Raw genomic sequence first — 25,691 nt, forward strand, 5'->3', positions numbered from 1 at the left:
TAAGAGGTTGTTCAAAAAGTCCGCTTTTGATCACGAGGCAAATCGGGAAGCTGGTTCGGCATCGAATCTTGAATTCAGCCGGTCCTTCCGGTGCTCACGTACCCAAAACGTACGCTCCGCTCCTCAGTCCCTAGCTTTATCCAATCTTCTCGGTGCTGAAAACCGACCTTTTTGAACACGCACTATAAGTGTAATGATCTAAGGAGGCATTTATATGGATCAGGTACTCATGAAAATGTTATGGAAAAAAGGAGATTGGGCTGCGTTCTTCGGCTTGCTTGCCAATAATCTAACCAATCTGCTGACCATGATTTCACTTTTGATTTTTGTTGTAGGTTTTCCGGAAGATATGGTCTACGGAAGAGTAGTCCCTGCCTTCGGATTCGCTATCTTTATCGCAAGCATGGCTTACGGTTGGTTTGGATATAGGCTGGCAAAGAAAACGGGCCGCAGTGACATAACCGCACTGCCGTCAGGTCCGAGCGCCCCATCGATATTTACCGTTACTTTTCTGGTGCTGATTCCGGTATTCCGACAGACCAATGATGCAACGTTTGCGCTGCAGATCGGTCTGGTATGGTGCTTCTTCGAAGCCATGATCCTGGTTGTGGGTTCCTTCTTGGGCGATTTGCTCCGAAAAGTAATTCCAAGAACCGTTCTCTTGTCCTGTTTGTCCGGCCTTGGATTGCTGCTGCTTGCCATGAACCCGATGCTGCAATCATTCGAAACACCGATTGTCGCTTTTATCGTACTGGTTATCATCTTTATCAACTGGTTTGGTAAATCTCCAATATTCAAAAAAATCCCGACCGGTTTTCTGCTCCTAATTGCCGGTACCGTCCTGGCTTGGGTATTCGGATTGCAAAATCCGGAAGCGATTACGACGGCGTTGTCTACACTGGGCTTTAATCCGCCTGAAGTTCACATTACAAGCCTGTTCCAAGGAATCCCTCATGCGCTGCCGTATCTGGCATCGGCTATTCCTCTGGGTCTCGCCAACTATATTTTTGACTTGGAAAATATCGAGAGCGCGCATGCGGCCGGAGATCCCTACAATACCCGGAACGTCATGCTGACGAACGGTGTGGCTTCCAGTATCGGCGCATTCACAGGCAACCCGTTCCCGGTTACCGTGTACATCGGGCACGCCGGCTGGAAATCCATCGGCGCAGGCCTTGGGTATACGATTGCATCCGGCTTTGCCATGTTAATCATCTCGCTCTTTGGAATTGGAGCGCTGCTCCTGTCCATCATTCCGGTTGTCGCGATTGTACCGATCCTGGTCTATGTCGGCGTGGTCACGGCCAATCAGGTTGTCCGCGAGACGCCTAAGAATGAAGTGCCCGTTATCTTCATCACTTTATTCCCTTGGATCGCCAACTGGGCTTTAACGCTTGCCAATAACATCTTTAACGCTGCTGAGACGACGGCTTCCAAGGTTGGCATCGATTTGTTGTTAAGCAAAGGCGTTTATTATAACGGTCTGAATCATCTGGGGAACGGCGCACCGCTCAGCAGTTTAATCTGGGGCTCAATTGCCATCTTCGCCATCCTGAATAAGCCGCTGCGGGCTGCCGTGTTCGCGGTCATCGCAGCCGTTCTATCCCTGTTCGGCATTATCCATGCGCCTACGGTGGGATTTGCCCAAGAAACACTGATGCCGTTCGTATACGCATACCTGATGGTTGCGGCACTGTTTGTTTATAAGCATTTTTCCGATCTACGCGATCCGGCAAACCAACTGCAGTCAGAATAATAGCGGAATATGCAGGTCCGCAAAATAAGGATTGCAAACATAAAATGAGGAGGTCACTCGATGAATGCGGAAGCGATGAATGACGAACTCATTCTGGCATGCGACCGGGGAGACTTGGCTGCGGTAGAGCAGTTATTGGAGCGTGGTGCCGATGTTCATCACAAGGACAGCCAGGGCCGGACGGCTCTAATGGCTGCAACACAGAAAAACCATGTTTCCCTCGCCAAAAAGCTAATCGAAGCCGGCAGTGACGTGAATGCAAGAGACATCACCATGTTAACCCCATACCTCTGTGCAGGAGCTAACGGTTTTCATGAAATCCTGCGGCTGACTATTCACGGAGGAGCGGATATCACAAGCGTGAACCGGTTTGGGGGAACAACGCTGCTGCCTTCAAGCGAAAAGGGATATTTAAGAACCGTTCAGATTTGCCTGGAAGCAGGCGTTGCCGTTAATCATGTGAATAACCTGGGATGGTCTGCGCTGCTGGAGGCGGTTATTCTCGGGAACGGGGGGCGGCTGTACTCTGATATCATTCAGCTTTTGGTTGAAGCAGGGGCCGACGTGCATTTGAAGGATCGTGACGGAAAGTCTTCCCTCCAGCATGCCGTAGAGATGAAGCAGCATAAGGTAATCAAGATTCTCAACAAACAAGGCGTAAGTTTCCCAGGCAGCATCCAAAGAGCGAAAGAGCTGGCTAGGGAAGAGAAATATGAGGAAGCCATCTCGATCATAGACAACGCGCTGGGGGAAGAGGGGAATCCTGCCGACCTCTACTACTACAAAGGTTATTTTTCCGGAGCATTAGGACGTTATGACGAGGCTCTGGCAGCTTATCATCAAGCGCTGTCGCTTGATCCCGGCGATCTCGACTTCTATTTCTATACCGCCAATGCTTATCGGATGATGAAGCGTCCTGAAGAAGCCATTGCCGAATATGATAAAGCGATTGAGCGGAAGCCGGAGGAAACGTTCTACCGCTATCATAAATCCAATTATTTAAGAGAATTGGGCAGGCACGAGGAAGCCGTCATCGTGATGGATCTGCTGTTAGCCCAGCAGCCTTGGCGTTATGATTTCTCTTTTCACAAGGCGAACAGCCTGAGATCGCTCGGTAAACACCAAGAGGCTGCCGATGCGATAGATCATGCAATCACGCATGATCGCACCAATGCGCTATATCATTACCATAAGGGCCAATCCTTAAATTTGCTTGGTAACTATGAGGCGGCGATGGAGCAGATTGACCAGGCAATCGAATACGGTCCGGATCATGCGGATTATTACTGTGAGAAGGTTTGCAGCCTGCTGGAGCTTAAACGGACGGAGGAGGCCATGGCGCTTATAGAACGTGTGCTTACGGTTCATCCGAACCATGGCAGAGCCGAAGGATTGAAAGAAAAAGCAACGGCTGCCGCACGAAAATAATTCTGCAGAATCAATGCCTCTTTTCGGAATTTTCCACAGCCTCGGGCACGATAGGGATGAGTTGGATACTAAACGCTATAGCTTGTTATGTCCCCGTGCCTTACGGCTCGTCATAGAGGATCACGCAGCTGGAGCAATCGGCTGAACGACCAGGAGGATTGTCATGAATAAATTTGTAGTTGTAGCCATTGGCGGAAATTCGTTAGTGAAGGATAAGGGTCGCGAGTCGATTAAGGATCAGTACGAAGCGGTATGCGAAATTGCAGCCAACATTGCGGATATGGTGCAAGCCGGCGTCAACGTGGTCGTTACGCACGGAAACGGGCCGCAGGTAGGCTTCGAGCTGAGAAGGAGCGAGGTGGCTTCCGAGGTCATCGGCATGAATGCTGTTCCGCTCGTGAACTGCGTGGCGGATACGCAGGGTGGCATCGGCTACCAAATTCAGCAGGCGTTAACGAATGAATTCATCCACCGCCGCATCACGAAAAAGGTAGCAACCATCATCACGCAGGTTGAGGTCAGCGAAGCCGACCATAACTTCCGCGAGCCTTCGAAACCGGTGGGTTCCTTCTTCACCCTGGAGCAAGCCGAGGAATTGAAGCGCGAGCATCCCGAGTGGGTGATGATTGAGGATTCGGGCCGGGGATATCGAAGGGTTGTTCCTTCGCCTGCTCCCATTGATATTGTCGAGAAGGATGCTATCCGTTCGCTGATCGAGTCCGGCTGTATCGTGATTGCCGTCGGCGGAGGAGGCATTCCCGTCATCAAGACGAAGGAGCATACCTACGAAGGCATCGATGCGGTGATCGATAAGGATTTTGCCACAAGTTTATTGGCAGAGCAGGTGGATGCGGAAACGCTGATTATCACAACGGGCGTGCCCCAAGTATTCGTGAATTTCGGTACGCCGGATCAGAAGGCGCTCGAAGAAGTCACCGTTGACGAGATTAAACAGTATGTGAAAGAGGGGCATTTTCCAAAAGGCAGCATGCTCCCCAAAATTGAGGCGAGCCTCAATTTTCTTAAGAAGCCGGGGCGCAGAGTTATCATTACAAACCCGGAAAGCTTAAGCGATGCCATCAGGAAACAGGCCGGCACTCATATTGTGAGTTAACGGCGCAAGCGGTTGGCTAATGAACAGCCATATCCACGTTTTTAGAACGAAGACCCGAGAGAGGGATACTTTGAAAAAAGTGCCTCTCTCGGGTTCTTTGCGTTTATATTAATAAATTACGTTTTCAAATAATAAAAAGAGGAAAAAACACCATATATTCGAATATACTCTAGAAACCACAAGAAGAGAGGGATACGCTGATGAATATGCAGACGCTAGCAGAGAAAACGAGTGCCGGCTTGTTTAACGATATCCTAAAACGTGACTTTTCGCAGGACACGATTTCTGAATTGGAACAGATGAACGCAGTCCAATTGGAAAACAAATTGAAAGACACACTAGCAGTGCCGATAAACATATCCAAGCCAAGGGTATTCGAATATCTTCAACTGTATTATTCAGCATCTTGGCAGAATCTCTTCATGGAGCTGCATATGCCCCGTGCTTTAAGTCTTTTGGAAGTCGGTGCAGGCGATGTCATTTACGTTCCCAAGGCTGTAGACGCCTATTCCCATGAAGCGGGGTCCTATGTGACGGCCAACCTCAACAGGGATCTGACACGAAATTTTCAGGAGAAAACGAAAGGAATGGACGTCAACATACGGGTTGTTGGGGACGATGCCGCCAATATCGGTTTATATTATCCAGAGTCCTCTTTTGACGTTGTGGCTTTTCATCATGCCATTAATGATATCATTCAGACCATTATCGCCAACCGCGAGGGCATAGATACCGAAAATCAGGATTGGTGGTCAATCGAACCTCAAATGCTGCAAGCTGTGATGGAGTATCATCGCAAAGGAACGCTAAAAGATGCAGCGTATCAGGCGTTTATCCAAATCATAGACACAAGCTGTAAGCAGCTAAAAAGCGGAGGATACATGATATTCGATAACATTACCTATGCCGGATATGATGAAATGGGGTATTCCTCCGAATTTCACAACGACTATATACAACTGGCTAGAAGCTGGATCGGCGAAGCGAATCTAGGTCTGGAAGAGATCGAAGTCGATTCGTATGATAAGCAATGGTGGATGATATGGAGAAAAGTATGATGAACCGCGCCTGGTTGAAAAAGGAAATGTTGCCGGCAATAATAGAATGGGGCTCCAATTCCAAATCTATGTAATTGTCAGGAGCTGATGTGCTAGTGAGTAAGCAGGTTATACAGGTCGCTCTGGTCGTCGGACCGGATTGCGATATGGAGAGCCAAGCCGTAAGGGCGGCTCTGGAGTATTTCGGGGTACGCGTTTTTACATATTGGATCGGAAGGCCGAATGATCTGATCTCCGTTTTGTCAGGGGATGATATATATGAAGGCACCGATATGATCTTGTTGAACTTTCACGGGGATGAAGGCAGCTTGATCATGCCGGAGCTCGGCGAAGAGGTATACGAGGAGGATGAGCCGAAGGGCGGCTTCGGGCCTGCCGAAATTAAGCGTTATGCGAAGCTGGACGGGAAGACGGTGATCGCGAACGGCTGCTCGCTGGGGGATCCCGCCCTGGCCGACGCCTTCCTGGAGAAGGGCTGCAGGATGTATATCGGGCCGGATGACTATCCGGACGGCAACGATGCGCTGATGTTCGTTCTCCGGCTGTTCTATGAGATCGTTCAGCAGGGACGGGACGTGAAGGAAGCCTTTGCGCAAGCGGTGGCAATGCGTGGTGAGCTATCCATGTACCGGCTGTATGAACGACAGGAATCATAGATAAAGATTCTACACCCCTGCTCAAGCCTAGCAGGGGTGTGTGCAAATATATAAGTGCGATAGAGTACCTCTAGTATCTAGATTACCCTAATCTATCCATTCTTCTCCTCGAAATATTCCTGATACTGACTCGGCGTGACATGGGCGTACTTTTTGAAGATGCTTATAAAATACTTGTAGTCGCTAAATCCGATATCCTGCGCGATGGTATAGACTTTGTTATCGCCTGACTTCAGTAAATCGATCGATTTCTGAATGCGATAACGATTGAGAAACTCGTTGAAGGTGTAGCTGGTCTCTGCCTTGAATTTCTGGTTCAGGTAATAGGCGCTTAAGCCGATCTCCTCCACGAGGTCATGAATGCTGATCTTCTTGGCATAGTTCTCCTGTACATAGGCGATCATGTTGGCCACGTATTTGGAGGTCTTGGTTTCCTTCTCCAGAAATTTGCTGTTTAGAATCTCTTCCTTCTCCTGCGGATGATTCGAGATCACTTCATATTTGCGGATTAAATCCACTTTGGCTTTGGCTGATTCGAGTGCCGCGACCAGCTGCTCATCCTCTAAGGGCTTCACCAGGAACTCGGTGACGCCTAACTGGAGTGCCTGCTTCGCAAGGTGGAATTCATTATAACCGGAGATAATGATGCTGCTGAAGGTATGCTCCTGCAAACCTTCCCGAATCATTGAAATGCCGTCCTTGATCGGCATGGTGATGTCGGTAATGACGATATCCGGCTTCAGCTCGCAGATCTTCTCGTAGCCATCCTGCCCGTTCAGTCCTTCTTCAATGACGATGCAATCGTATTGAAGCCAATCGATGCTGAACCGTATCCCCCTGCGAATCATATCTTCATCTTCGACCAGCAGTACTTTAAACATGATATTCACTCCATTCGTAAGGAATTGTAAGTGCCACGCAGGTACCTTTTCCTTGCGCGCTGTCAATGTGAATGCCGGATTCTTCGCCATATAAAAGCACTAAACGACGATGAACGTTGTACAGACCGATATGCTGCGTCGTATTCGTCTGGCTTTGCAGAATCTGATTCACTTCCTGCAGGGTCTGCTCACTCATGCCTTGCCCGTTGTCGCGAACTTCCAGAATGAGCTTGCCGGTTGATGTGTAGATGTTGATCTCAATCAGCACATCACTTTGATTCTCATATCCATATTTGATAGCGTTTTCGATAATCGGCTGCAGCAGAAGCTTGGGGACGTATACATCCAGCGTTTCCTCCGCTACGGTAATCCGATATTCCAGCCGATCATTGAACCGAATTTGCTGCAGCTTCAGGTAATCCCGTACATAATTCATATCATTCTTCAGCTGGACATTGCGATCATGTCCGATGCTGTATCGAAGCAAGCGGGAGAGAATCAGCACGATGTCCTGGGCTTGATTCGCGTCAATCTTAATAGCATAGCGCAGGGTTTCAAGGACATTAAAAATAAAATGCGGATGGAACTGCGATTGCAGCTGCTTTACCTCAATAATCGTGCGGAGCTCCGACAGCTCTTTATTTTTCTCGATCAATTCCTTCAACCGATCCAGCATCACATTGTACTCATCGCCGAGAATTTGAAACTCGTCGTTCGTCTGAATGTCGACATAGCCATTGAAGTTTCCTTCGCGCAGCTGGGCCAAGGCATGAATTAATTTATCGATCGATTCGGAATTTCGGGTCGACATTTTGTTCGCCAGGAACTGGATCAAGACCCACAGCAGAAGGCTGGCCGCGAGGACAAAGAAAGAAACCGTATAGTAGGTGTATTGCTCCGATTTATAGGAATTCAGCGTAATGACTTGAATCGGCGTGTCAGGGATTCGCTTGGCATACATATAATATTTGCCTTCGTTCAGCAGAACATGTCCCTTGTTATCGACCTTCGGGCTGAATTTGTTGAGAACGCCTTTGGTCACATTGCTGGTCGTGGCAATGATGGTATTATGTTCATCGGTGATCATGGCGATCTCATTATTTTGTTTGAAAATCACCTTCTGAATGTCCGATTCGTACAGCTGATAGATGATATAGCCTATCGTCCGCTTGTCCTTAACGATGGCCTTACCAAACGTGTAACTCGTATCGCGATCATGCGAATAACGAAAGCTGTTCATTTCGGTAAGCGTGTCGCCGGGCCGCTGATCAATTCGATGAATGAGATTGCCGAAGGCAAAATTGGAATACAGTGAATCCGCCGGGGCAGAGCTTGCCAGGAAGACCCCATCCGTATTGACGATATGAAAAATGCTCTTGACCTTCTGCTGGTTGTTGAAATCATAAAATGCGGAGTACACTTGTTCGCTGCCCAAATGCGAGCTTACATAATCGATCACGGTAGGAGAGACGGCCATCCGATTAATCTCCTCGTAGTACTGCTGATAAACGCCGGATATGGACTGACTGATGGACTGGGCAGCTTCGGTCGTTTTTTGGGTTAGGTTCATTCTGCCATTAATAATCGTGAACGCCAAAAACAATACGATTAAGATGGAGAACGGGATCATCGTATAGATGCGAAATAAATGACGGGTTGATTCCTTGAAGTTGCGATAGTGTGTATGTTTCATGCTGCCCTCCATCTGCGATAAGCCCCTCGATCCTATTATACCGACTGGCGGTAGCCGCAGATCATCCAAATACATCCAAGCCGGCCTTCATGCTGCAGGTGCCGACTTGGATGTAGTCTACTTTATGATTTCATTACATTTACATGGAAACTTCCTTTTGTCCAGAGAGCTTCAGGAAGACAAGCAGTGACACCACCGTAATGACGGTAAGAATTGTGGATAGGGCTGCCGCCACGCCGTAGTTCCCGCGAATGACCTCGGTGTATATGGCAACCGTTACGGTCTTGGTCTTGCCTGTATACAGAATGATCGAGGTGCTTAATTCGGTAATGATGGTAATCCAGCTTAGGATCGCGCCGGAGACTACGCCTGCCAGCATCATCGGAAGCGTAATCTTGAAGAACGTCTTCATCTGGGAGGCCCCCAGACTGATGGCTGCTTCCTCGATCCCATCGTTAATCTGATGCAGGATGGCTGCGCTGGATCGAATCGTATAAGGCAGGCGCCGAATGACAAATGAGATGATCATGATGACGGCCGTTCCGCTTAAGGCCAGCGGCTTGTTGTTGAACGTGATCAAGAGAGCAATCCCCAGAATGGAGCCCGGGACGATATACGGGAACATCGTGAAGATATCCAGCGTATTGGTTAGCGCATTCTTTCTTCGAACGGTTACGTAAGCAATCAGTATCGCTAACAGGATAATGGCGACCAGCGACACGATGGCCAAGAAGAACGTGTTCAGAATGACCCCGCCAATATTACTGAAGGCATCCCGATAGCTTTGGAGTGAGAAGCCTTCGACGAAAATTCGGCCGTTGGATTTCAGGAATGAAGTATAGATGACGTAGAGCTGCGGCAGCAGCGCGATTAGCGTATACAGATAGATAACGGCATGAGCCGCGATATTGCCGATCCCTTTTTTCTTCTTGGCTTCAATGGGATGCAGTGCACTCATCGTAAAGGATTTACGATTGGCTACGAATTTTTGCAGCAGGAATATCGTTGTGGCGAAGAGAACGACAATGACGCTGATCGCCGCTGCAAAGCCATCATCGCCGCCGACCTCACTGATGAACTCGTTAAAGATCAGTACAGGAACGGTCTTGTATCCCTCGCCGATCAGCATCGGCGTACCAAAATCGGCAAGCGCGCGCATGAAGACGAGCAGTCCGCCTGCCAGCAAGGTTGGCGTAATGAGCGGGAGTAGCACCTTGCGCATTTTGCCAAAGCCTGTATAACCCATGCTCTCGGCAGCTTCCATCAGCGATTGATCCATATTCTTCAGTGCACCTGATACATACATGAAAATCAGAGGGACCATCTGCAAGGTCAAGACCACTAATATCCCTGTAAATCCGTAGATATCCGGCATCGTAATGCCGAATGTGCTGCTAACGAATTTGGTAATGACGCCGCTTCTGCCCATCAGCAGGATCCAGGAGTAAGCGCCAATGAAAGGAGCCGACATCGAGGAGATCAGAATCATGACCCGAATAGCCGAACTGCCTTTAATCTTCACCGTTGCCATGATGTACGCCAGCGGCGTTGCGATAATGGCGGCAAGCAAGGTTACGCTGACGGTGACTTTCACGCTGTTGAATAGGGCGTTTAAATAGTAGGGCTTACTGAAAAACTTCGTGAAATAGGCGAGGGAAAAATCGCCTGTCGTACCGTTGTACACACTCTTGAACAGCATCGTAAACAAAGGCAGGGCCAGAAAAAGAATGTAGAACACAAAGATCAGTAACGAAATGTTGGTCCAGACATCAAATCGTTTGCGCGTCTCTCTCATAGCCGAGCGCCCCTTGTATAGTTCAGTTCGCCTGTTGCATCATAAACATTAATCTTCTCTTTTTTCGCCTTGAGATAGATGACTTGACCAGGTTCAAGGATATGTGACGTTTTCGATTCCTGCGTAATCTCCACGCGTTGACCGGACGCCAAGTCTACAAAATAATGGGTGTTTTGGCCCAAAAATACGCTGTGTACAATCGTTGCTTTCATGCCGGTTTGGTCCTCGGTCAGAATGAACTCTTCCGGCCGAACCGAGATTTGAACGTTCAGAGCGGAAGCCTGAGCCAATGCATTCGGAACTTGAATGTTAGACAGTTCTTCCGAATAGCCTGAACCGAACTGCAGGGCATAGCTGCTGCCTGCCGATTTCGTTAATTTGCCCATGATAATGTTGGTACGTCCGATAAAGGTCGCAACGAATACGTTCGCAGGGCGCTGGTAAATCTCCTGTGGCGTTCCGAGATGCTGAATCACGCCGGATTTCATGACCGCAATGCGGTCGGATACCGCCATGGCTTCCTCCTGATCGTGCGTGACGTAGACGGTGGTAATCCCGACTTCTCTCTGAATGTCTTTAATTGCGTTACGCATGTCGACCCGAAGCTTGGCATCCAGGTTGGATAGAGGCTCATCCATCAGCAGGACATCCGGCCGGATCACGATCGCTCTGGCTAGCGCAACGCGCTGCTGTTGGCCGCCTGACAGGTTCTTCGGCATGCGATCTTTATAGGGCTCAATCTGAACGACCTTTAGGATGTCATCCACCTTGGCATGAATCTCCGCTTTGGATAACTTTCGATTCTCCAGTCCGAACGCGATGTTTCCTTTGACGGTTAAGTGAGGGAAGATCGCATAGCTTTGAAAGACCATCCCGATATTCCGCTTGCCCGGTTCCACCTGGTTAATGACGCGATCGTTAAAATGAATCGTTCCGCCTTCAATGCTGTTGAAGCCGGCGATCATGCGCAGCAGTGTGGTCTTGCCGCACCCGGAAGGCCCGAGAAGGGTGAAGAATTCACCCTTCTTGATCTCCAGGGACAGCTCGGGAATGACGGTTGTGTCACCGTATTTTTTGATTAAGTCTTGAATGGTTATGGTTACGCTCATGGTTGTCACCTGATTCTATAGTTTATTTAACGCTAGTGAACAAATCGACATAACGCTCAACGATCTCGGATTTATGCTCGCTTACATAGTCCGTGTCTTCATCAATCATGTGGATTTCTTCGTAAGGCTTCATATGGTCTCCAAGCTTCGTGTCTTGGCGAAGCGGACGGTTCGTTAATTGCGTTCCGAACGCATCCTGTGCTTCTTGGGACAGAATGAAGTCGATGAATTTTTTGGCATTGTCCATATGCGGCGCATCTTTGATAATGGCAGATCCCGCATCCAGGAATACGGCGCCTTCTTTCGGATATACGATTTCTACCGGAGCGCCGTTCTTTACATAGGTGCTGGAAGGGTCTTCGTAGGTAAGGCCGACTACATATTCACCGTCCGCCACGCTTTTGTGAACGGCACCGGAACCGCTCGCGATTTTGCCGTCCAGGTTCTCGATCAGTTGACCGACGTAGTTCCAGCCTTGTTCGTTCTCATAATCGCCGCCCATCGCTTTCAGCATATTGGTTAACTGTGCGAAAGCAGAGCTTGAGCTTGCCGGGTCAGCGGAAGCAATCTTCCCTTTGAGCTGCGGGTTCAGCAAATCCGCATAGCCTTCGATCTTGATGTCGCCGATCAGGTTTTTGTTCACGAGCAGCACGCTGCCATCCGAGATATAAGGGGTAGCGAAGCCCGACGTATTGCGGTGGCCTTCCATTAAGTTCTTGTCTTCAGGTGATACGTAAGGCTCGTATAAAGCTTCATTTTCACGGAAACCCGCCATAGAACCACCGAACATCACGTCAGCGTATGGGTTCTGCTTCTCGGACTGTAAGCGCTTAATAATTTCGCCGGTTCCAGCCGTTACAAGCTCAACCGTAATCCCGGTCTGCTTCTCGAACATTGGAATGATGGTTTTGATAATTTCCTCGCTGTTCGGACTGTAGATGACGAGCTTATTCGACGATCCCGAATCGGAATCGCTGCTTGCGCAACCGCTCAGCGCCCCTATGATCAACACGCAGGTTAACAGTAAAATCGACAGCTTTTTCATGTATAATCCCCCTTGAACAAAAGTTCATTTCGTAATTGCATGTTCATTGTAGCAAGCTTGGTACCGTTTACATAATCCCATAATCCGCAAACATCGTCTAAAATTCGCAACCTAATTTGGAGTAGACAGGACCTGAATAGGTATATTTTATAGAATTATCTTAGATCGGTTAGGGCAAGATATGGTCTGGAACAACGTCTGGCAAGAAGGAGCTGTTCCTATCACAATGTCGAGGGAGTGAGATGGATGGCTAATAAGAATGATCGTAATCAAAAGGTTGATTCTGATCGCGACACGACCAACATGGGTGTTGACGCTGGAGAAGCTTTAGGAACCGCGGGTGGTGGCGTCGTGGGTGCTGCTGTAGGTTCCATTCTGGGTCCAATCGGTACGATTGCTGGTGGTATCGCAGGCGCAGCATTGGGAAACAAAGCAGGCGAGACTGTGGAAAATGACGACAACGATTCAAAATAAACGGCGTTAACACTACCATCTGTACGAGTACAAATAAGAGGACCCGGGGAATCCGACGCCCTCGATAATTTGAAGCTGCATGTTTAGATAAAGAACCGCGCTCCCGCGCGGTTCTTTAATTTTTACGTATTAGTTCTATGTAGTAGTAAATTTAAACTTATCTTCGCTTGACTTATCACTACGCGTTGTAGTAAGTTTTAATCACTACATCGTGTAGTGATTAAGTTCGTTATGGACGCATAACGACGTAAAGAGGTGTTCACCGTGAACCAGGTTCAAAAATTATCGGATACTGAAATGGAGCTAATGGAGGTGATTTGGGAGTGTACACCGCCTGTCACATCCACCGAACTGCTAGGTCTGTTTGCCCGAAGAGGAAGAGAGTGGAAAGCGCAGACCATTTCCACCTTCCTATCGCGTTTAGTGGATAAAGGGGCACTTTCGGCTACGAGGCATGGACGGACAAATCAATATATGCCTCGCATTTCGCCTGAAGATTATAAGCTTTTGGAAGCGCAGCACGTCCTGGACGGATTATATCAAGGCTCGGTCAAAAACCTAATTTCAGCATTGTATGACGGTGAAAAGCTATCAGATGAAGATATTGCAGAGCTGAAGCAATGGTTTTCGCAAAAGTAGGGGGGCTTATGAATACTATTCTCGAATGGCTGTTTACCCTTACCGTTGCTGGAAGTGCCGTCGTAGCCTGCCTTCTTGTACTGCGGATCGTATCGATCCATGCCGTTCCTACAAAGTGGCGCTATGGAATTAGCATAATGGCCGTAGGCTTTTATCTTTTGCCCGTAGTTCTTGGTATTCAATCGATTTCACCGTTTTTTATATTCGATGGAACAGCAACCGTCCCCATCGTGAACGAGTTGCCTTCAACTGTGCAACATGCGCTGCCCGGTCCATATCTAGCGACTCATTCGGAGCAGCTCATCCCAGAACAGACCATTCCAGCAAACGTAGCCCTTCCCCTCATTGTCTTATGGGCAATTGGTGCTATAACTTTTGCTGGATGGCAGATGTATTGTTATCGCAGATTTTTAAAGAAACTAGAACATACGCGTACCACTGTTCCGATAAGCAGCGAAGCTGCCAAACAGCTCCCTTTCATCAAGGAAGCCCTTGGTGTGAAAAGCAACGTCCGGCTTTTCTACAGCTCCATCATTCGGACTCCTGTTCTTGTCGGCCTGCGGAAACCCACCATTTATCTCCCTATCGAGAATACCGTTAACGTGGACATGGTGATCCGTCATGAGTTGATCCATCTGAAACGGAAAGATTTATGGGTCAAAGCGTTCACGCTTGGAGCAAGTGCCTTACATTGGTTTAACCCCTTGGTACACATTCTTCGCAAGGACATTCACGTATGGAGTGAGCTGTCTTGTGATGAAGAAGTCGTAAAAGAGATGTCCCATGCCGAGCGAAAACGGTATGGGGAGACGATTCTAAGCGTCGTAGCAGGATCGAGGAATTTACCCGTGCAATTTTGTGCTTCCTTATCCGGTGACGGCAAACAATTAAAAAGGAGATTAATGATGATGCTTAATGTAAAGAAACAAAAAAAGAAAGCATTGTATCTCACGATAGCAGCAGTATTCTTAGTTACTGTAATTAGCACATCAGCAGCGGCATGGGCTTCTAACCATACGCCCAGAGTCATTGGGAATGAGGAGAGTCATGCTGAAGCTCGACCAACAGAAGCGGCCCCTAAAGCGGTACCTTCTGAGACAGTGGTTGAGAATGAAGAAAGCTATGTTGAAACTCAGCCAGAAGAAACTCGTCCTGCACCTGTAGTTGTGAATGAAGGAAGCAACGTTGTAACTTATCCAACGGAAGCTCGTCCTGTAGCTGTCGTGGAGAATGACGGAAGCGATGTTGTAGATGACCCGAAAGAAACTCGTCCTGCAGCTGTAGCTGAGAATGGAAGCAGTGTTGTGGATTATCCAAAGGAAGCTCGTCCTGTAGCTATTGTTGAGAATGAAGGAGACGATGTTGTAGATGATCCGAAAGAAACTCGTCCTGTAGACGAGGGCTCTAGGAAGTCTCAGCCAAACGAGACCCCCCGGGTACTTCCATTACAATAAGATCCATGACGCTTGAAGAACTTGCTGAGTATGACTTTGATAAATAAGAAACCGTCAAAAAGATGGTTTGATGCTCAAGAGTGACGAATTCAACATTAACGATGAACGTTAATTAGAAAAAACGAAAGAAGAGGGTGCTCCCTCTTCTTTCGTTTTATACAGAATGGCACCAGATCGCATTTGTAGTTGTAGCTGTAGAAGCCCGCCTATGGTACGATATGTAGGATCGGCAAGCGACCAAGCTGGCAAATCGTCATACGATCATAGACATGGGATTGGGGATAACATCTTGAAGACGTTTAAGAAAGTTTACATAGAAATCACGAGTATTTGTAATCTGGCCTGCACGTTCTGCCCGCCGACAGAGCGTAAGGCCAACTTCATTAAAGTGGAAGATTTCGCGAAAAGATTGGATGAGATCAAGCCTCACACAAGTTACATTTATCTGCATGTGAAGGGAGAGCCGCTGCTCCATCCGAAGATTGATGAGCTGCTGGATATTAGCCATGAAAAGGGGTTCAAGGTCAATATCACGACCAACGGTACGTTGATCGCGAAGAACCGGCATAAGCTGCTGGGCAAGCCAGCATTGAGACAGATGAACTTCTCGCTCCACAGCTTCGACGGACATGTTGGTTCAACCAATCGTGAGGGATATTTGCGGGAGATACTCTCCTTTGTTCGTGCCGCGGAGGAGCATAAAGTCATCTTTTCGTTCCGTTTGTGGAATCTGACGCAGGACAACCAAACGAACCTGGAGAAGAGCCGTAACCGCCAGACACTCGAAATTTTGGAGCAGGAATTCAATCTGGACTACCGAATCGAGGAAAAGGTTGAACCCGGCGGTGGCGTGAAGGTTGCCGACCATGTCTATCTGAACCAGGATTATGAGTTCCAGTGGCCAAGTCTAACAGCGCCGGAGGATGAAGGCAAAGGCTTCTGCCATGCGCTTCGCAGCCAGGCGGCCATTCTCGTAGACGGGACGGTTGTCCCGTGCTGTCTGGACGGAGAAGGGGTCATCAATTTGGGCAATATTCATCAGAAGTCCTTCTCGGACATCGTCGATGGGGAGCGAGCGAACAACCTGGTGGACGGATTTTCACGTCGGGAAGCCGTTGAGGAATTATGCAGAAAATGCGGGTATCGGCAGCGGTTTGGGGCCTAAACAAGAGGCGGAGAAAAATTCCGCTTCTTTTTTTATACCGATGTATGGTATCCTTATATGTTATGACGTAAAGGAACGGCTTGTGGAGACTCGATCATGAGATGCCCCATGTTACGTGATGAGACAATATAGGTATTTACCTTAAAGGAGACCCCATGACATTTCAAGATTTAAATATATCCCCCGTGATTCTCAAGGCTTTAGCGAAGGAGAATTACAAGACGCCAACGCCTATTCAGGCTCAGGCGATCCCGGCTGTGTTGGCCGGCAGAGATTTGCTGGGCTGCGCGCAGACCGGAACAGGGAAGACCGCCGCTTTTTCGGTACCGATGATTCAGTTGTTGAACCAGCAACCCCCTAAACCAGGCATGGGGCGCCGCATTCGCGCCCTGGTATTGTCGCCTACCCGGGAGCTCGCCCTGCAAATTTCGGATAACGTCAAAGCCTACAGCCAGTTCACGAAGCTGCGTTCGACCGCGATTGTCGGCGGCGTTTCGCAGAAGACGCAGGAACGGGCGCTTCAGCAAGGAGCGGACATCCTCATTGCTACGCCAGGCAGACTGCTGGACCTTATGAATCAGAAGCACGTCGATTTGCAGCATGTGGAGATTTTGGTGCTGGATGAGGCCGACCGCATGCTCGATATGGGCTTTATCCATGACGTGAAGCGTATTATCGCCAAAATGCCGAGCAAAAAACAAACGCTGTTCTTCTCGGCCACGATGCCTGCGGAAATTACTCAGCTTGTCCAAACCTTGCTGCACAATCCCGTAAAAGTCGAGATCACGCCGGTCTCCTCTACGGCCGAACGGATCGAGCAATCGGTGTACCTGCTGGAAACCGGGAATAAGCAGCAGCAGTTGAATGAACTGATGAAGGACCCGTCCATCGTGTCGGCCCTGGTCTTTACCCGTACGAAGCGGGGAGCTGACCGGGTTGCGCGCGGTCTGAACAAGGTGAATATTACGGCTCAGGCCATTCACGGCGACAAATCGCAAACCAGCCGCCAGACGGCGCTCAACAATTTCAAAAGCGGGGCGACCCGCGTCCTGGTCGCGACGGATATTGCCGCTAGAGGCATTGATATCGACGAGCTGTCGCATGTCATTAACTTCAACCTACCGAACATTCCGGAGACGTACGTTCACCGGATTGGCCGGACGGGGCGTGCAGGACTGAGCGGAACGGCGATATCGTTCTGCGAAGTGGACGAGGTGCCTTTTCTCCGGGATATCGAGAAGTTAATCGGAAAGTCCATTCCCGAAGTGAAGGACCATGCCTTCCCGATGTCAGGCTCATTAAGAGCCGCCAAGGTAGACCGATCGCCGAAATCGGGCTCGGCCAAATCCGGCAAAGCCAAGTCAGCAGCGGTTAGATCGGCTAAACCGAAGGCCGATACCACCCGTAAGCCAAAGACCGACACGGCTCGTAAGCCGAAATCAGATGCGGCTCGTCATTCGAGCACGAATTCGGCACGTAAGCCGAAGGCGGAAGCCGTCAGCAATCCGTATTCAGAGATGGCACGTAAATTCAAATCGGAAGCTGCTCAGAAACCTATGGATGGCCAAGCCCGTAAGCGCAAGCCCGAGGGATTTAATAAAGGAAGCAAGACCGGCAGATCCTCGTAAGCAGAAATAACGATAGTGACGCAGAAAGCACCCTTTCCCACTTATGAAGTGGAAGGGTGCTTTTTTTTCGGAATGGAATGGGAGTTATGCGCTCTTTCTCCCCGCCAGAAACAGAAACAGTGGGATTCTGCGCCTGCGCTCATAGGTTTCTTCGTTTAAGAAATGTTCTCGCACAGGTCTGGATTCCCTTAGGTGTTCCACGGTAAAGCCGGCTTCCTGCATCGTCCGGAAGTAATCCTCCACGGTTCGATGGTACTTATGAACGGTGCCGCCGAGCCATTGTTGTTCCCGGTAGCCTTCGCTGAAGTAATGGTCCACGCCCCAGTTCGTTCGTGTGCCAGACGGCTGAAGCGTGGAGGTAATGACGGGATGCTCGACGGAGAAGACAAACCTACCGTTTGGCTTCAAGCTCTGATGAATGCATTGAAAGACGCGCTCGATATCCTGCAGATAATGAATGGCGAGCCTGGAGAGCACCAGATCATAGGAATCGCGGGGATATGCAAAGTCCTCAATCCTCGTATGCACAACGGTTCCGTTGTTGTAATCGGTCAGGTTGCTTGAGGCGGCTTCCACCATATTACGAGAGCCTTCAATCCCCACATACGCAGCACAGCCTTTGTTGAGCAGTTCCACGCCAAAGCCAGCATCGCCGCACCCCAGGTCCAATACATGCCGATCCGAGATATTCCCCAGCAGCTGCCAGATGACGGGTTTCTCCAATGTATCGTTGGCGTTCTCCAGCCCTTGCCGCCGCTCCATGTACTTCTCGAAGTTCGCGTCGTTGTCATAAAAATCGGATCCGTGATAGCTCATAAGCACCTCTTTCTAGGAATCATCCTGCCTTATGGTTCATTATAACGGATCGTTCCTCCCGGAATAATACCCAGACCGCGATTAAAATATAAATAACCGTGCCGATATGAATCAAGAAGGCACGTCAATAGGCACCAAGGAGCAGCTCCTCTCATATGGTACATGAGCGGACTTTTTCATTGAGGAGGTTACTTTTCGAATGTACGGTAATTACTATCATGTACCAGGGCCGATGACCAGGCAGAGAGTCTCCATGCAGCAAGCTCAAGAAATAGCACTTGCCCGTGTGCCGGGTCAAATCGTTCATGTCGATATGGATTTGGAGCATGGCGTGTTGGTCTATGAAATATTTATTCTGACATCCGACAACAGATTGTTTGAAGTTGAAATTCTCGCGAAATCGGGAAGAATCCTAAAGGTTGAGGAAGAAGACGACGCGGATTAAGGCGCCATTAGGAAAAAGCAAATAACCGAGTGAGACGTGGAGAAACCCGCGTTTCGCTCGGTTTTTGATCTGTGCAGGAGGTTAAGTTTCGGTTGCTTCGCCACCTCCAGGCATCATGTGATTCCCATGACGAAGAAGTGGAAGAATCATCAAGAATCCAGCGAGAAAACATGCACCAGCTAAAGCGTATACGTAGGTTAGTGACATAGCCTGCTTCAATAGGCCGGAGCATCCCATTGTGATCAGCATGGCTCCGGTCATGAGCGGCGTACGGACTCCGGTGACCCGACCGATGTAGGCTTGTTCCGTTTGCTGCATGACCAAGGTATGGTTCCCGATAAAAATAGCCGGCTGCAGCAGCGCAATCAGGAATTGCGAGAGCATGGTCAGCCAGAGGATTGTCGACAGACCCAGCAGGAGAATGCCTGCGCCGTTCACGATTAAACCCAACATCAGTAACCGACCGGGAGCGATTCGGGAAGCGAGCATAAACGTTACGATCCCACCCAGGATTTCGCCGACACCGTAAGGGATGGTAATCCACTGCAAGTCCTGAGCGGACAAGCCTAAGCGTTCGGTCACCAGAAACACGCTGAGCGGGGAGATCAGTCCCACCCCAAGACCCACAACCATGAAGCAGAGGCTTAGCCGCAGCAAATCTCTTTTGAATACAACATAACGAATGCCGGCGGTCATATCTTGAAGAATGGAGGGAGCTGCTGTTGCAGTGTTCATAGATGCCTCTTGGTCTTTAGGCACAAGCAGCATAGCTAGGGCAGATAACATGAACCATCCGCTCGTTAACACGAGGGCAGCCGATATGCCCCATTGCTGAAACACCCATGTGCCCAGAATCGGACCGATGATCATGAAGAGAGAGAACAGCGTTTGCAGCAGCGACATGCCAATGGAAGCATCTTCGTCCCGCACATGGATTTTGAACAGCTTCATGCCCGAGGGCTGGGCGAACTGCGACAGGATGGAAGAGCATAAGGTTGCGAAGAATACAGCGCCCCACGAGCCGGATTCCAGCATCAGAAACACGATGAAGACGGAGCAGGCACTGAGTATCTCGCACCAGACGATGGTTGCTTTAGGACGCCAACGGTCGGCCAATACACCCCCAATGAACGAAAACAGAAAGATGGGTCCATATTCGGCGACGGAAATCATGGAAATGGCAAAAGCATTCCCGCCTGTCATGTCCATGACATACAGCAGGACGGCAAAATTTCGGATCCATATTCCGAGCTGGGAGCATACATTGGAAATCAGGATCGCTCGGACGAAGCCGTTGTGGAGCAAACGGATGGAGCTTGGCATGATGATATTCCTCCTTACAGATTTAATGCTGGAACCTATTTTGCGGCCTCCTGTAAGGTAAGAGTCAATGGTCAACCGACGCCGGAATCGTGTAAAGTAAGATCAAAGGTTGTTGGAGGAGGGGTGTCATGTTTATCGTCAACGTAGAAGGGGCCGTCTGCAAGGACGGGCAGTGGCTGATGATTACGCGGAGCATGAAGGAAGAACATGCGGGAGGAACACTATCGTTAGCCGGAGGCAAAGTCGACAGGGAGGGGCACACGCTGGATATTTTGGAGCGCACGGTGAAGCGGGAGCTTTACGAAGAAGTTGGCGTCGAGGTGAAGGAGAACGTCACGTATGTCTACAGCTCTTCTTTTGTAACGGACGATGACCGTCCTGTCATCAACATGGTGTTCCTGTGCGAGTATGATAAGGGGACGCCTTACAGCAAGAGTCCAGACGAGGTCGAGTCGGTACAGTGGATGACGCTGTCCGAGATCATGAATCACCCCAAGGCACCGCCTTGGACGAAGGAGAGTGTGCAAAGAGCGGAGGAGGCACGGCGCAAGCTAACCTAAGTATTTTTCATGGAAAGAAGAATCCAACGAATTGGCGGTGTGGTAATGAGCAATCTGTTGCAGGTCAGAGTGACCGGAATCCTGATTGAAGACGAACGTATTTTGCTGGTCAAACAGAGTGTTTCGTCAGAACGTGGCTGGTCGCTGCCCGGAGGAAGGGTAGAGCAGGGGGAAACCCTGGAAGAAGCCATGGTTCGAGAAATGGAAGAGGAAACCGGGCTAATCACAAAAGTGAAGAAACTTCTATATCTATGCGATAAACCGGATTCATCGCCCTCACTGTTACATATTACTTTTTTGCTGGAACGTTTGGAGGGTGAGATCCGACTTCCGTCGAACGAGTTCGATCTCAATCCTATCGGCGATGTGGTCCTGGTCCCCATCGCAGATTTAGCGAGCCATGGGTTCTCCGAGAAGTTTACAACGATCGTTAAGCGAGGATTTCCGGAGTCAGGAAGCTATCAAGGCCTCAAGCGGAATATTGGATTATAAAGGAGGAGCTGGTTTCATGACCGCGTGAAGGCTTGAAGCCACCTATGTAAAAAAGAATTCATAAGCATTTATTCCCTATATTTGGCGGCAGGCCGTCCTCTATAATGGAGTTGCACAGATATCAGGCTGTATTTCCTACGATTCGTTTAACAAAGGGAAATCGCATCTTGGACAAGCTGTGTGATGGGTTCGCAACAACATTAGAGAGATTATGAAATAAAGGGGATATGAAACATGGCCAAAACAAAACGGGGCCGCGCACTCTGGAACATGCCATCTCGTGGCCGAGGCACATGCCCGGTATGCAGCACGTCTCGCATCAAGCTCCTCTACGTCGCCAACAAGTCGGACGGCACGGCGATGAAGGTATGCAAGAGATGCCAGAATGCCGATCAGTCCAGAGTCGACGCAGCTGTCGTGTAAGAATCGGTTCGTCGGTTATCTGCATGTGAGTACGAAACTTGAGAAACGTTAGTCATGCAGCAGCCCGCTCCTTTCGAAAATGGAGCGGGCTATTTAATGTGCGTGAGATTGAGGAGGTTTACTTTGAATTTCAGATGGGATAACATCTAATTTAATGAATCGCAAATTAGATGTTCGTCAAATTGTGTAGGGAGTGAACATATCCATGCAATTGGATAAGGTAGTTAGTTATCATAAGGCGCTTGCAGATCCGACGCGAATCAAAATGCTGATCCTGCTAGCCGAAGGCGAATTGAACGGACAGGTTTTGGCCGAGAAGATCGGTGTCACGCCGGCAACGATCACGCACCATGCAGCGAAGCTGCGGGAAGCGAGCCTGATCAAAGAGCGCAGAGATAAGAACACGATCTATTTCTCGTTAAACCATTATTTCATCAAAAATAGTGCAACTGCTACGGAAAATCTAATCTACCAAAGAGTGAGGCCCGAGGGCGTTCCGGAGCGCTTGGAGGAAGAAGATCAGCGGACGAGGGACGCTGTTGTGAACAATTTTTTCACTTCCGAAGGAAAGCTGAAGAGCATTCCTGCCCAGCTGAAGAAGAAACTTATCGTGCTTACGCATTTGGTATCCCGGCTGGAGAAGGGACGGAAGTACACCGAGAAGGAAATCAACGAGTTTATTCAGGATTACCACGAGGACTTTGCGACTCTTCGCCGGGAGTTCATCATGCATCATTTCATGTTCAGAGACAACGGGGTGTATGAGCTCAATCCGCAAGAGATGTGGGCACGGTGGGAGGATCTATCCTAAATGAAGGAGGATTCACCGCTATCCCAACAACGGATAGAAGATGCTAAAGCGGGGGATTTTGAAGCTTATCGGATGATTGTCAATCAGTATTCCAACCCCCTGCTATCCGTTGCATACAGTGTACTGGGGGACTTCCACGAGGCTCAGGATGCCGTACAGGAGGCGTTTGTGAAGGGTTACCGTAACCTGCATATGCTGAACGATCCTGCCAAGCTTGGCAGCTGGCTATATGCGATTGCGCACCGGACCAGCCTCGATTTTGCCAAAAGAAGCAAGCGAACGCTCCCGCTGCACGAAACGGCTCCACCATCTGACATTATCACGCCCTGGCTGGAACAATATGTGATCCATGATTCCGTCTGGGGGGCCTTGCAAGAATTGGAGGAGAAGAGTAAATCCGTTGTCGTGCTGCACTACTTAAGCGAGTGGTCCATGAAAGAGATCGGACAGTTCCTTAACAGGTCGGTATCTGACGTTGAAAGCCGAATACGACGTGCCAGAGAAGTCTTGAAGCAGCATCTTGCCCGTGACTTCGAGCATTATTTCCATACCCCCAGTGGAAATTTTTTTATCCATCGTAATATTTTCCTGCAGTCTATAAAAACTAATCCCTTTTTCATTCAGATCATTAACAACACTTATAAGTTCCTGCATGTTTCTTCCAAGTCGATAATCGCCAAACAACGATTGTGTCTCCGCTTCGAACAAAATCTAATGCCTCAGTTAATCCGTCCCTTTTCTTTTTAACTCCACTCCCTTTATCTACAAAAATTCTCTCACAACCAAAGGTCATATAAAAAAACGAAACAACTCCATTAACTTATCTCTTAGGAAGGATAATGTTCTATGCAATGGTTTTAATCTTTTATATGGATACTAATATTTCAATACGACTTGACATGTGAATGGATTATCGGTATGGTGTGAATGAGTTCACACTTCATATTAAGGAGTAATCTATGCCAAAAAATTCGTTCTATCGTTTAGATGAAGCAAGGCGCGAGGAAATATCTAATAACGCTATGCATCTTTTTGTTGATAATCTTTACGAGGATATAACTATGAAGATGGTTTTGGATAGTTTGTCTATGCACCCTGGAACATTTTATCGATATTTTGAAGACAAAGATGACCTTTATTGTCTCTTAGTACGTAATGTCACCCAGAAAAGAGCTAAGTATTTTAATAACAGTCATGAAGATTCCCTTTACCGGTTTTTCCTTACTACCTTATTCGGTAACGTTAATGGCACTGTGACCGAGCCGCTGAATGAGTTGGAAATCAAACTCACTAAAACATTTTTAAACATTCCTGAGAACACTTTGCTTAAAGTATATCTGAATGTGCTAAAGGGCGAGTCATTCCCTTTGATCAAGGACATTTTACGCCGAATGAGGGTTGATGGATATCTCCGACCTGATATTGACGATGACCTGATTTCTTTTATGTTTGAGTCAATGCAGTTTAATTTAGTCATGTTTTTTAGGGAATTCGATATTAAGGACTCTACGCTGCAACATAAGCTTAGCAAGTACTTTGCTGACTTTATGAGTCATGGGCTGCTTGAAGATCATAAATATTCTGAAATGGTTAGCGATATCAAGAAAGCCAAGGAGTAGATATGATTCACTGAAGATAGGATGTAATCGTTTTGCAGTTTTGAAAAGCGCTTATAGCGCAATCTATGTACTTCACATTCGCCACTTTTATTAATTAAGGGGGAACATGAATATGAAAACTTATGACGCATTTCCAGAACCAATTGGCGGCTATACTGTCGGTCGAACCCAGATGGATTTTGAGTACACGGCATCAGATCACTCAAAAAGAGAACTGACGGCGTTTGTGTACTATCCGTCCGACAGCAGCGAAGGTAAGACTACATCAACGTACATGTTTCCTGAAGTCTACGAGATGTTTAATGAGCAGCCACTTCTCACTGCGTTGAAGGATGTTTTCTCTATAGATATCAAGACCCAGTGTTACGACGACCTTGCTCTCTCCGGGAAGGAAAAGCGCTATCCGGTGTTATTCTATGTTTGCGGCGGGGGCGGTTCTCCAGAATGGGGTACAGTGATCTGTACAGACTTGGCAAGCATGGGATATGTTGTGGTAAGCATCGGCCATCAGAATAGCACGATGTATAAGCGTAAAGATGGGCGCCTGTTTAATGTATCAAAGGATTTTTCGGATGTCATTTTGGCGTTTTCCGAAGATCCGGAGATGCTGGCGTTGGCTGGTAAGATGGAGATGCGGCCTGACGATGAAACTGCCATTGAGATGTGCCGTAACGTGCTTACACTGCCGATACTTGCCAAGGTAACAGAGTATAGTGAATTACAGGCAGAAGATGTAAGGTATGCAGCCGATTATCTTTACAGACTGGACTCTGGAGAGCTGAATTCCATCTTTAAGGGCAGACTGCTGCTTGACATCGGCATGGGCATAGTCGGACATTCTTATGGAGGGCCTACGACGGCGATTGTTTGCCGGGACGACGACCGGTTCGCCTGCGGGATTGGCTTGGATAGCGGTGCGTTCGGACTTCAGGACAGCGACCTTAAGAAACCCTTCTTGCTGCTGTTTTGTGAACCTAACTATAACATGAATGCGATAATTGGCGCTAACAATAGCATGGAAACCTATTATTTCTCTGTTGATCGTGCTGCGCATTTAGATTACTGCGACATCGTGTTTACCAGTGTTAATGAGGAACTCAGAGGCGAACGGGATGCTATGGAGATGCGAAATCTTGTTACAGACTATACGAAGAACTTTTTTGATCATTACTTACTGCAGAAGGCTGCAAGTGTGGATAGTCTGGCATACGATGGCGTGGACTTGATCAAGAAGACCAGCAACAAGTGACATAACCGAGAGGTTGCTGATAAACGCATATCAAAGAGCTAGCCGTACAGACACTTTA

At 48.5% G+C, this 25,691-nt stretch carries 24 protein-coding genes and 2 pseudogenes; 18 read left to right on the top strand and 8 right to left on the bottom strand.

Annotated features, from left to right (window positions below):
• Positions 1-214 precede the first annotated feature (214 nt).
• From PAEVO_RS34520 to PAEVO_RS26240, 5 genes are all read left to right on the top strand, one after another.
• Positions 215-1,756, top strand: coding sequence for a xanthine permease (locus tag PAEVO_RS34520; protein WP_100540444.1), 1,542 nt, complete (start codon positions 215-217; stop codon positions 1,754-1,756).
• Between the two features lie 60 nt (positions 1,757-1,816).
• The gene (locus tag PAEVO_RS26225) at positions 1,817-3,184 is read left to right on the top strand and encodes a tetratricopeptide repeat protein (RefSeq protein WP_100540445.1); all 1,368 of its coding nucleotides are present in this window, start codon (positions 1,817-1,819) and stop codon (positions 3,182-3,184) included.
• Between the two features lie 163 nt (positions 3,185-3,347).
• Positions 3,348-4,298: a carbamate kinase gene (locus PAEVO_RS26230; protein ID WP_100540446.1), complete on the top strand. Its 951-nt coding sequence runs from the start codon at positions 3,348-3,350 to the stop codon at positions 4,296-4,298.
• A 206-nt stretch (positions 4,299-4,504) separates the two neighbouring features.
• Positions 4,505-5,356, top strand: a complete 852-nt coding sequence (locus PAEVO_RS26235; RefSeq protein WP_243390944.1) for a hypothetical protein — start codon at positions 4,505-4,507, stop codon at positions 5,354-5,356.
• 95 nt (positions 5,357-5,451) lie between these two features.
• Entirely contained in the window at positions 5,452-6,012 is a 561-nt protein-coding gene (locus tag PAEVO_RS26240) for a delta-aminolevulinic acid dehydratase (RefSeq protein ID WP_100540448.1), read from the top strand.
• A gap of 92 nt (positions 6,013-6,104) precedes the next feature.
• Here PAEVO_RS26240 and PAEVO_RS26245 read toward each other — a convergent pair whose 3' ends face one another.
• The 5 genes from PAEVO_RS26245 to PAEVO_RS26265 form a co-directional block, all read right to left on the bottom strand.
• Entirely contained in the window at positions 6,105-6,893 is a 789-nt protein-coding gene (locus tag PAEVO_RS26245; RefSeq protein WP_100540449.1) for a response regulator transcription factor, read from the bottom strand.
• Positions 6,886-8,586, bottom strand: a complete 1,701-nt coding sequence (locus PAEVO_RS26250; protein WP_100540836.1) for a sensor histidine kinase — start codon at positions 8,584-8,586, stop codon at positions 6,886-6,888. Before PAEVO_RS26250 ends, PAEVO_RS26245 begins: the two co-directional genes overlap by 8 nt.
• A gap of 139 nt (positions 8,587-8,725) precedes the next feature.
• Entirely contained in the window at positions 8,726-10,381 is a 1,656-nt protein-coding gene (locus PAEVO_RS26255) for an ABC transporter permease (protein ID WP_100540450.1), read from the bottom strand.
• Positions 10,378-11,490, bottom strand: coding sequence for an ABC transporter ATP-binding protein (locus PAEVO_RS26260; RefSeq protein ID WP_100540451.1), 1,113 nt, complete (start codon positions 11,488-11,490; stop codon positions 10,378-10,380). Before PAEVO_RS26260 ends, PAEVO_RS26255 begins: the two co-directional genes overlap by 4 nt.
• A 22-nt stretch (positions 11,491-11,512) precedes the next feature.
• On the bottom strand, positions 11,513-12,535 hold the full coding sequence (locus PAEVO_RS26265) for an ABC transporter substrate-binding protein (protein WP_100540452.1): 1,023 nt from the start codon (positions 12,533-12,535) through the stop codon (positions 11,513-11,515).
• Positions 12,536-12,781: 246 nt separating this feature from the next.
• Between PAEVO_RS26265 and PAEVO_RS26270 the strand changes: the two genes are divergently transcribed.
• The 5 genes from PAEVO_RS26270 to PAEVO_RS26290 all read left to right on the top strand — a co-directional run bounded on the left by PAEVO_RS26270 (position 12,782) and on the right by PAEVO_RS26290 (position 17,895).
• Positions 12,782-13,009 (top strand): hypothetical protein, encoded by a 228-nt coding sequence (locus PAEVO_RS26270; protein ID WP_100540453.1) that lies wholly within the window; start codon positions 12,782-12,784, stop codon positions 13,007-13,009.
• Positions 13,010-13,273: 264 nt separating this feature from the next.
• A complete protein-coding gene (locus PAEVO_RS26275) occupies positions 13,274-13,648 on the top strand; it encodes a BlaI/MecI/CopY family transcriptional regulator (protein WP_100540454.1) in 375 nt (124 codons plus the stop codon).
• An 8-nt stretch (positions 13,649-13,656) separates the two neighbouring features.
• On the top strand, positions 13,657-15,102 hold the full coding sequence (locus PAEVO_RS26280) for a M56 family metallopeptidase (RefSeq protein WP_100540455.1): 1,446 nt from the start codon (positions 13,657-13,659) through the stop codon (positions 15,100-15,102).
• A gap of 289 nt (positions 15,103-15,391) precedes the next feature.
• Positions 15,392-16,267 (top strand): radical SAM/SPASM domain-containing protein, encoded by an 876-nt coding sequence (locus PAEVO_RS26285; RefSeq protein WP_100540837.1) that lies wholly within the window; start codon positions 15,392-15,394, stop codon positions 16,265-16,267.
• Positions 16,268-16,422: 155 nt separating this feature from the next.
• Positions 16,423-17,895: a DEAD/DEAH box helicase gene (locus tag PAEVO_RS26290; protein WP_100540456.1), complete on the top strand. Its 1,473-nt coding sequence runs from the start codon at positions 16,423-16,425 to the stop codon at positions 17,893-17,895.
• Between the two features lie 84 nt (positions 17,896-17,979).
• Here the strand turns inward: PAEVO_RS26290 and PAEVO_RS26295 are convergent, their stop codons facing one another.
• Positions 17,980-18,711, bottom strand: a complete 732-nt coding sequence (locus tag PAEVO_RS26295) for a class I SAM-dependent DNA methyltransferase (protein ID WP_100540457.1) — start codon at positions 18,709-18,711, stop codon at positions 17,980-17,982.
• Between the two features lie 199 nt (positions 18,712-18,910).
• Between PAEVO_RS26295 and PAEVO_RS26300 the strand changes: the two genes are divergently transcribed.
• Positions 18,911-19,156 (top strand): PepSY domain-containing protein, encoded by a 246-nt coding sequence (locus tag PAEVO_RS26300; RefSeq protein WP_100540458.1) that lies wholly within the window; start codon positions 18,911-18,913, stop codon positions 19,154-19,156.
• Positions 19,157-19,237: 81 nt separating this feature from the next.
• Here the strand turns inward: PAEVO_RS26300 and PAEVO_RS26305 are convergent, their stop codons facing one another.
• On the bottom strand, positions 19,238-20,479 hold the full coding sequence (locus PAEVO_RS26305; RefSeq protein WP_100540459.1) for an MFS transporter: 1,242 nt from the start codon (positions 20,477-20,479) through the stop codon (positions 19,238-19,240).
• 128 nt (positions 20,480-20,607) lie between these two features.
• On the opposite strand from PAEVO_RS26305, the gene PAEVO_RS26310 reads away from it, so the two are divergent.
• The 5 genes and pseudogenes from PAEVO_RS26310 to PAEVO_RS26330 form a co-directional block, all read left to right on the top strand.
• Positions 20,608-21,039: an NUDIX hydrolase gene (locus PAEVO_RS26310; protein WP_100540460.1), complete on the top strand. Its 432-nt coding sequence runs from the start codon at positions 20,608-20,610 to the stop codon at positions 21,037-21,039.
• A 45-nt stretch (positions 21,040-21,084) separates the two neighbouring features.
• Entirely contained in the window at positions 21,085-21,531 is a 447-nt protein-coding gene (locus PAEVO_RS26315; RefSeq protein ID WP_100540838.1) for an NUDIX hydrolase, read from the top strand.
• A 234-nt stretch (positions 21,532-21,765) separates the two neighbouring features.
• Entirely contained in the window at positions 21,766-21,954 is a 189-nt protein-coding gene (locus tag PAEVO_RS26320; protein WP_100540461.1) for a hypothetical protein, read from the top strand.
• 205 nt (positions 21,955-22,159) lie between these two features.
• On the top strand, positions 22,160-22,765 hold the full coding sequence (locus PAEVO_RS26325; RefSeq protein WP_100540462.1) for a DUF2087 domain-containing protein: 606 nt from the start codon (positions 22,160-22,162) through the stop codon (positions 22,763-22,765).
• Between the two features lie 72 nt (positions 22,766-22,837).
• Positions 22,838-23,275: pseudogene (locus PAEVO_RS26330) on the top strand (RNA polymerase sigma factor); the annotation flags it as partial.
• A gap of 42 nt (positions 23,276-23,317) precedes the next feature.
• Here the strand turns inward: PAEVO_RS26330 and PAEVO_RS26335 are convergent.
• A pseudogene (locus PAEVO_RS26335) lies at positions 23,318-23,558 on the bottom strand (recombinase family protein); the annotation flags it as partial.
• A 166-nt stretch (positions 23,559-23,724) separates the two neighbouring features.
• Here PAEVO_RS26335 and PAEVO_RS26340 point away from each other — a divergent pair.
• Entirely contained in the window at positions 23,725-24,384 is a 660-nt protein-coding gene (locus PAEVO_RS26340; RefSeq protein ID WP_100540463.1) for a TetR/AcrR family transcriptional regulator, read from the top strand.
• Between the two features lie 112 nt (positions 24,385-24,496).
• Positions 24,497-25,633, top strand: a complete 1,137-nt coding sequence (locus PAEVO_RS26345) for an alpha/beta hydrolase (protein WP_100540464.1) — start codon at positions 24,497-24,499, stop codon at positions 25,631-25,633.
• The last annotated feature ends 58 nt before the right edge of the window (positions 25,634-25,691 follow it).

The sequence above is a fragment of the Paenibacillus sp. GM2FR genome, assembly GCF_002803325.1.
GTDB classification, from domain to species: domain Bacteria; phylum Bacillota; class Bacilli; order Paenibacillales; family Paenibacillaceae; genus Paenibacillus_AQ; species Paenibacillus_AQ lautus.

What these genes read in the sequence shown, in the direction of transcription:
- PAEVO_RS34520 (WP_100540444.1), top strand. Translation starts at nt 215, where the DNA reads ATGGATCAGGTACTCATGAAAATGTTATGGAAAAAAGGAGATTGGGCT.
- PAEVO_RS26225 (WP_100540445.1), top strand. Translation starts at nt 1,817, where the DNA reads ATGAATGCGGAAGCGATGAATGACGAACTCATTCTGGCATGCGACCGG.
- PAEVO_RS26230 (WP_100540446.1), top strand. Translation starts at nt 3,348, where the DNA reads ATGAATAAATTTGTAGTTGTAGCCATTGGCGGAAATTCGTTAGTGAAG.
- PAEVO_RS26235 (WP_243390944.1), top strand. Translation starts at nt 4,505, where the DNA reads ATGCAGACGCTAGCAGAGAAAACGAGTGCCGGCTTGTTTAACGATATC.
- PAEVO_RS26245 (WP_100540449.1), bottom strand. Translation starts at nt 6,893, where the DNA reads ATGTTTAAAGTACTGCTGGTCGAAGATGAAGATATGATTCGCAGGGGG.
- PAEVO_RS26250 (WP_100540836.1), bottom strand. Translation starts at nt 8,586, where the DNA reads ATGAAACATACACACTATCGCAACTTCAAGGAATCAACCCGTCATTTA.
- PAEVO_RS26255 (WP_100540450.1), bottom strand. Translation starts at nt 10,381, where the DNA reads ATGAGAGAGACGCGCAAACGATTTGATGTCTGGACCAACATTTCGTTA.
- PAEVO_RS26260 (WP_100540451.1), bottom strand. Translation starts at nt 11,490, where the DNA reads ATGAGCGTAACCATAACCATTCAAGACTTAATCAAAAAATACGGTGAC.
- PAEVO_RS26265 (WP_100540452.1), bottom strand. Translation starts at nt 12,535, where the DNA reads ATGAAAAAGCTGTCGATTTTACTGTTAACCTGCGTGTTGATCATAGGG.
- PAEVO_RS26270 (WP_100540453.1), top strand. Translation starts at nt 12,782, where the DNA reads ATGGCTAATAAGAATGATCGTAATCAAAAGGTTGATTCTGATCGCGAC.
- PAEVO_RS26280 (WP_100540455.1), top strand. Translation starts at nt 13,657, where the DNA reads ATGAATACTATTCTCGAATGGCTGTTTACCCTTACCGTTGCTGGAAGT.
- PAEVO_RS26290 (WP_100540456.1), top strand. Translation starts at nt 16,423, where the DNA reads ATGACATTTCAAGATTTAAATATATCCCCCGTGATTCTCAAGGCTTTA.
- PAEVO_RS26295 (WP_100540457.1), bottom strand. Translation starts at nt 18,711, where the DNA reads ATGAGCTATCACGGATCCGATTTTTATGACAACGACGCGAACTTCGAG.
- PAEVO_RS26300 (WP_100540458.1), top strand. Translation starts at nt 18,911, where the DNA reads ATGTACGGTAATTACTATCATGTACCAGGGCCGATGACCAGGCAGAGA.
- PAEVO_RS26305 (WP_100540459.1), bottom strand. Translation starts at nt 20,479, where the DNA reads ATGCCAAGCTCCATCCGTTTGCTCCACAACGGCTTCGTCCGAGCGATC.
- PAEVO_RS26310 (WP_100540460.1), top strand. Translation starts at nt 20,608, where the DNA reads ATGTTTATCGTCAACGTAGAAGGGGCCGTCTGCAAGGACGGGCAGTGG.
- PAEVO_RS26315 (WP_100540838.1), top strand. Translation starts at nt 21,085, where the DNA reads ATGAGCAATCTGTTGCAGGTCAGAGTGACCGGAATCCTGATTGAAGAC.
- PAEVO_RS26320 (WP_100540461.1), top strand. Translation starts at nt 21,766, where the DNA reads ATGGCCAAAACAAAACGGGGCCGCGCACTCTGGAACATGCCATCTCGT.
- PAEVO_RS26325 (WP_100540462.1), top strand. Translation starts at nt 22,160, where the DNA reads ATGCAATTGGATAAGGTAGTTAGTTATCATAAGGCGCTTGCAGATCCG.
- PAEVO_RS26340 (WP_100540463.1), top strand. Translation starts at nt 23,725, where the DNA reads ATGCCAAAAAATTCGTTCTATCGTTTAGATGAAGCAAGGCGCGAGGAA.
- PAEVO_RS26345 (WP_100540464.1), top strand. Translation starts at nt 24,497, where the DNA reads ATGAAAACTTATGACGCATTTCCAGAACCAATTGGCGGCTATACTGTC.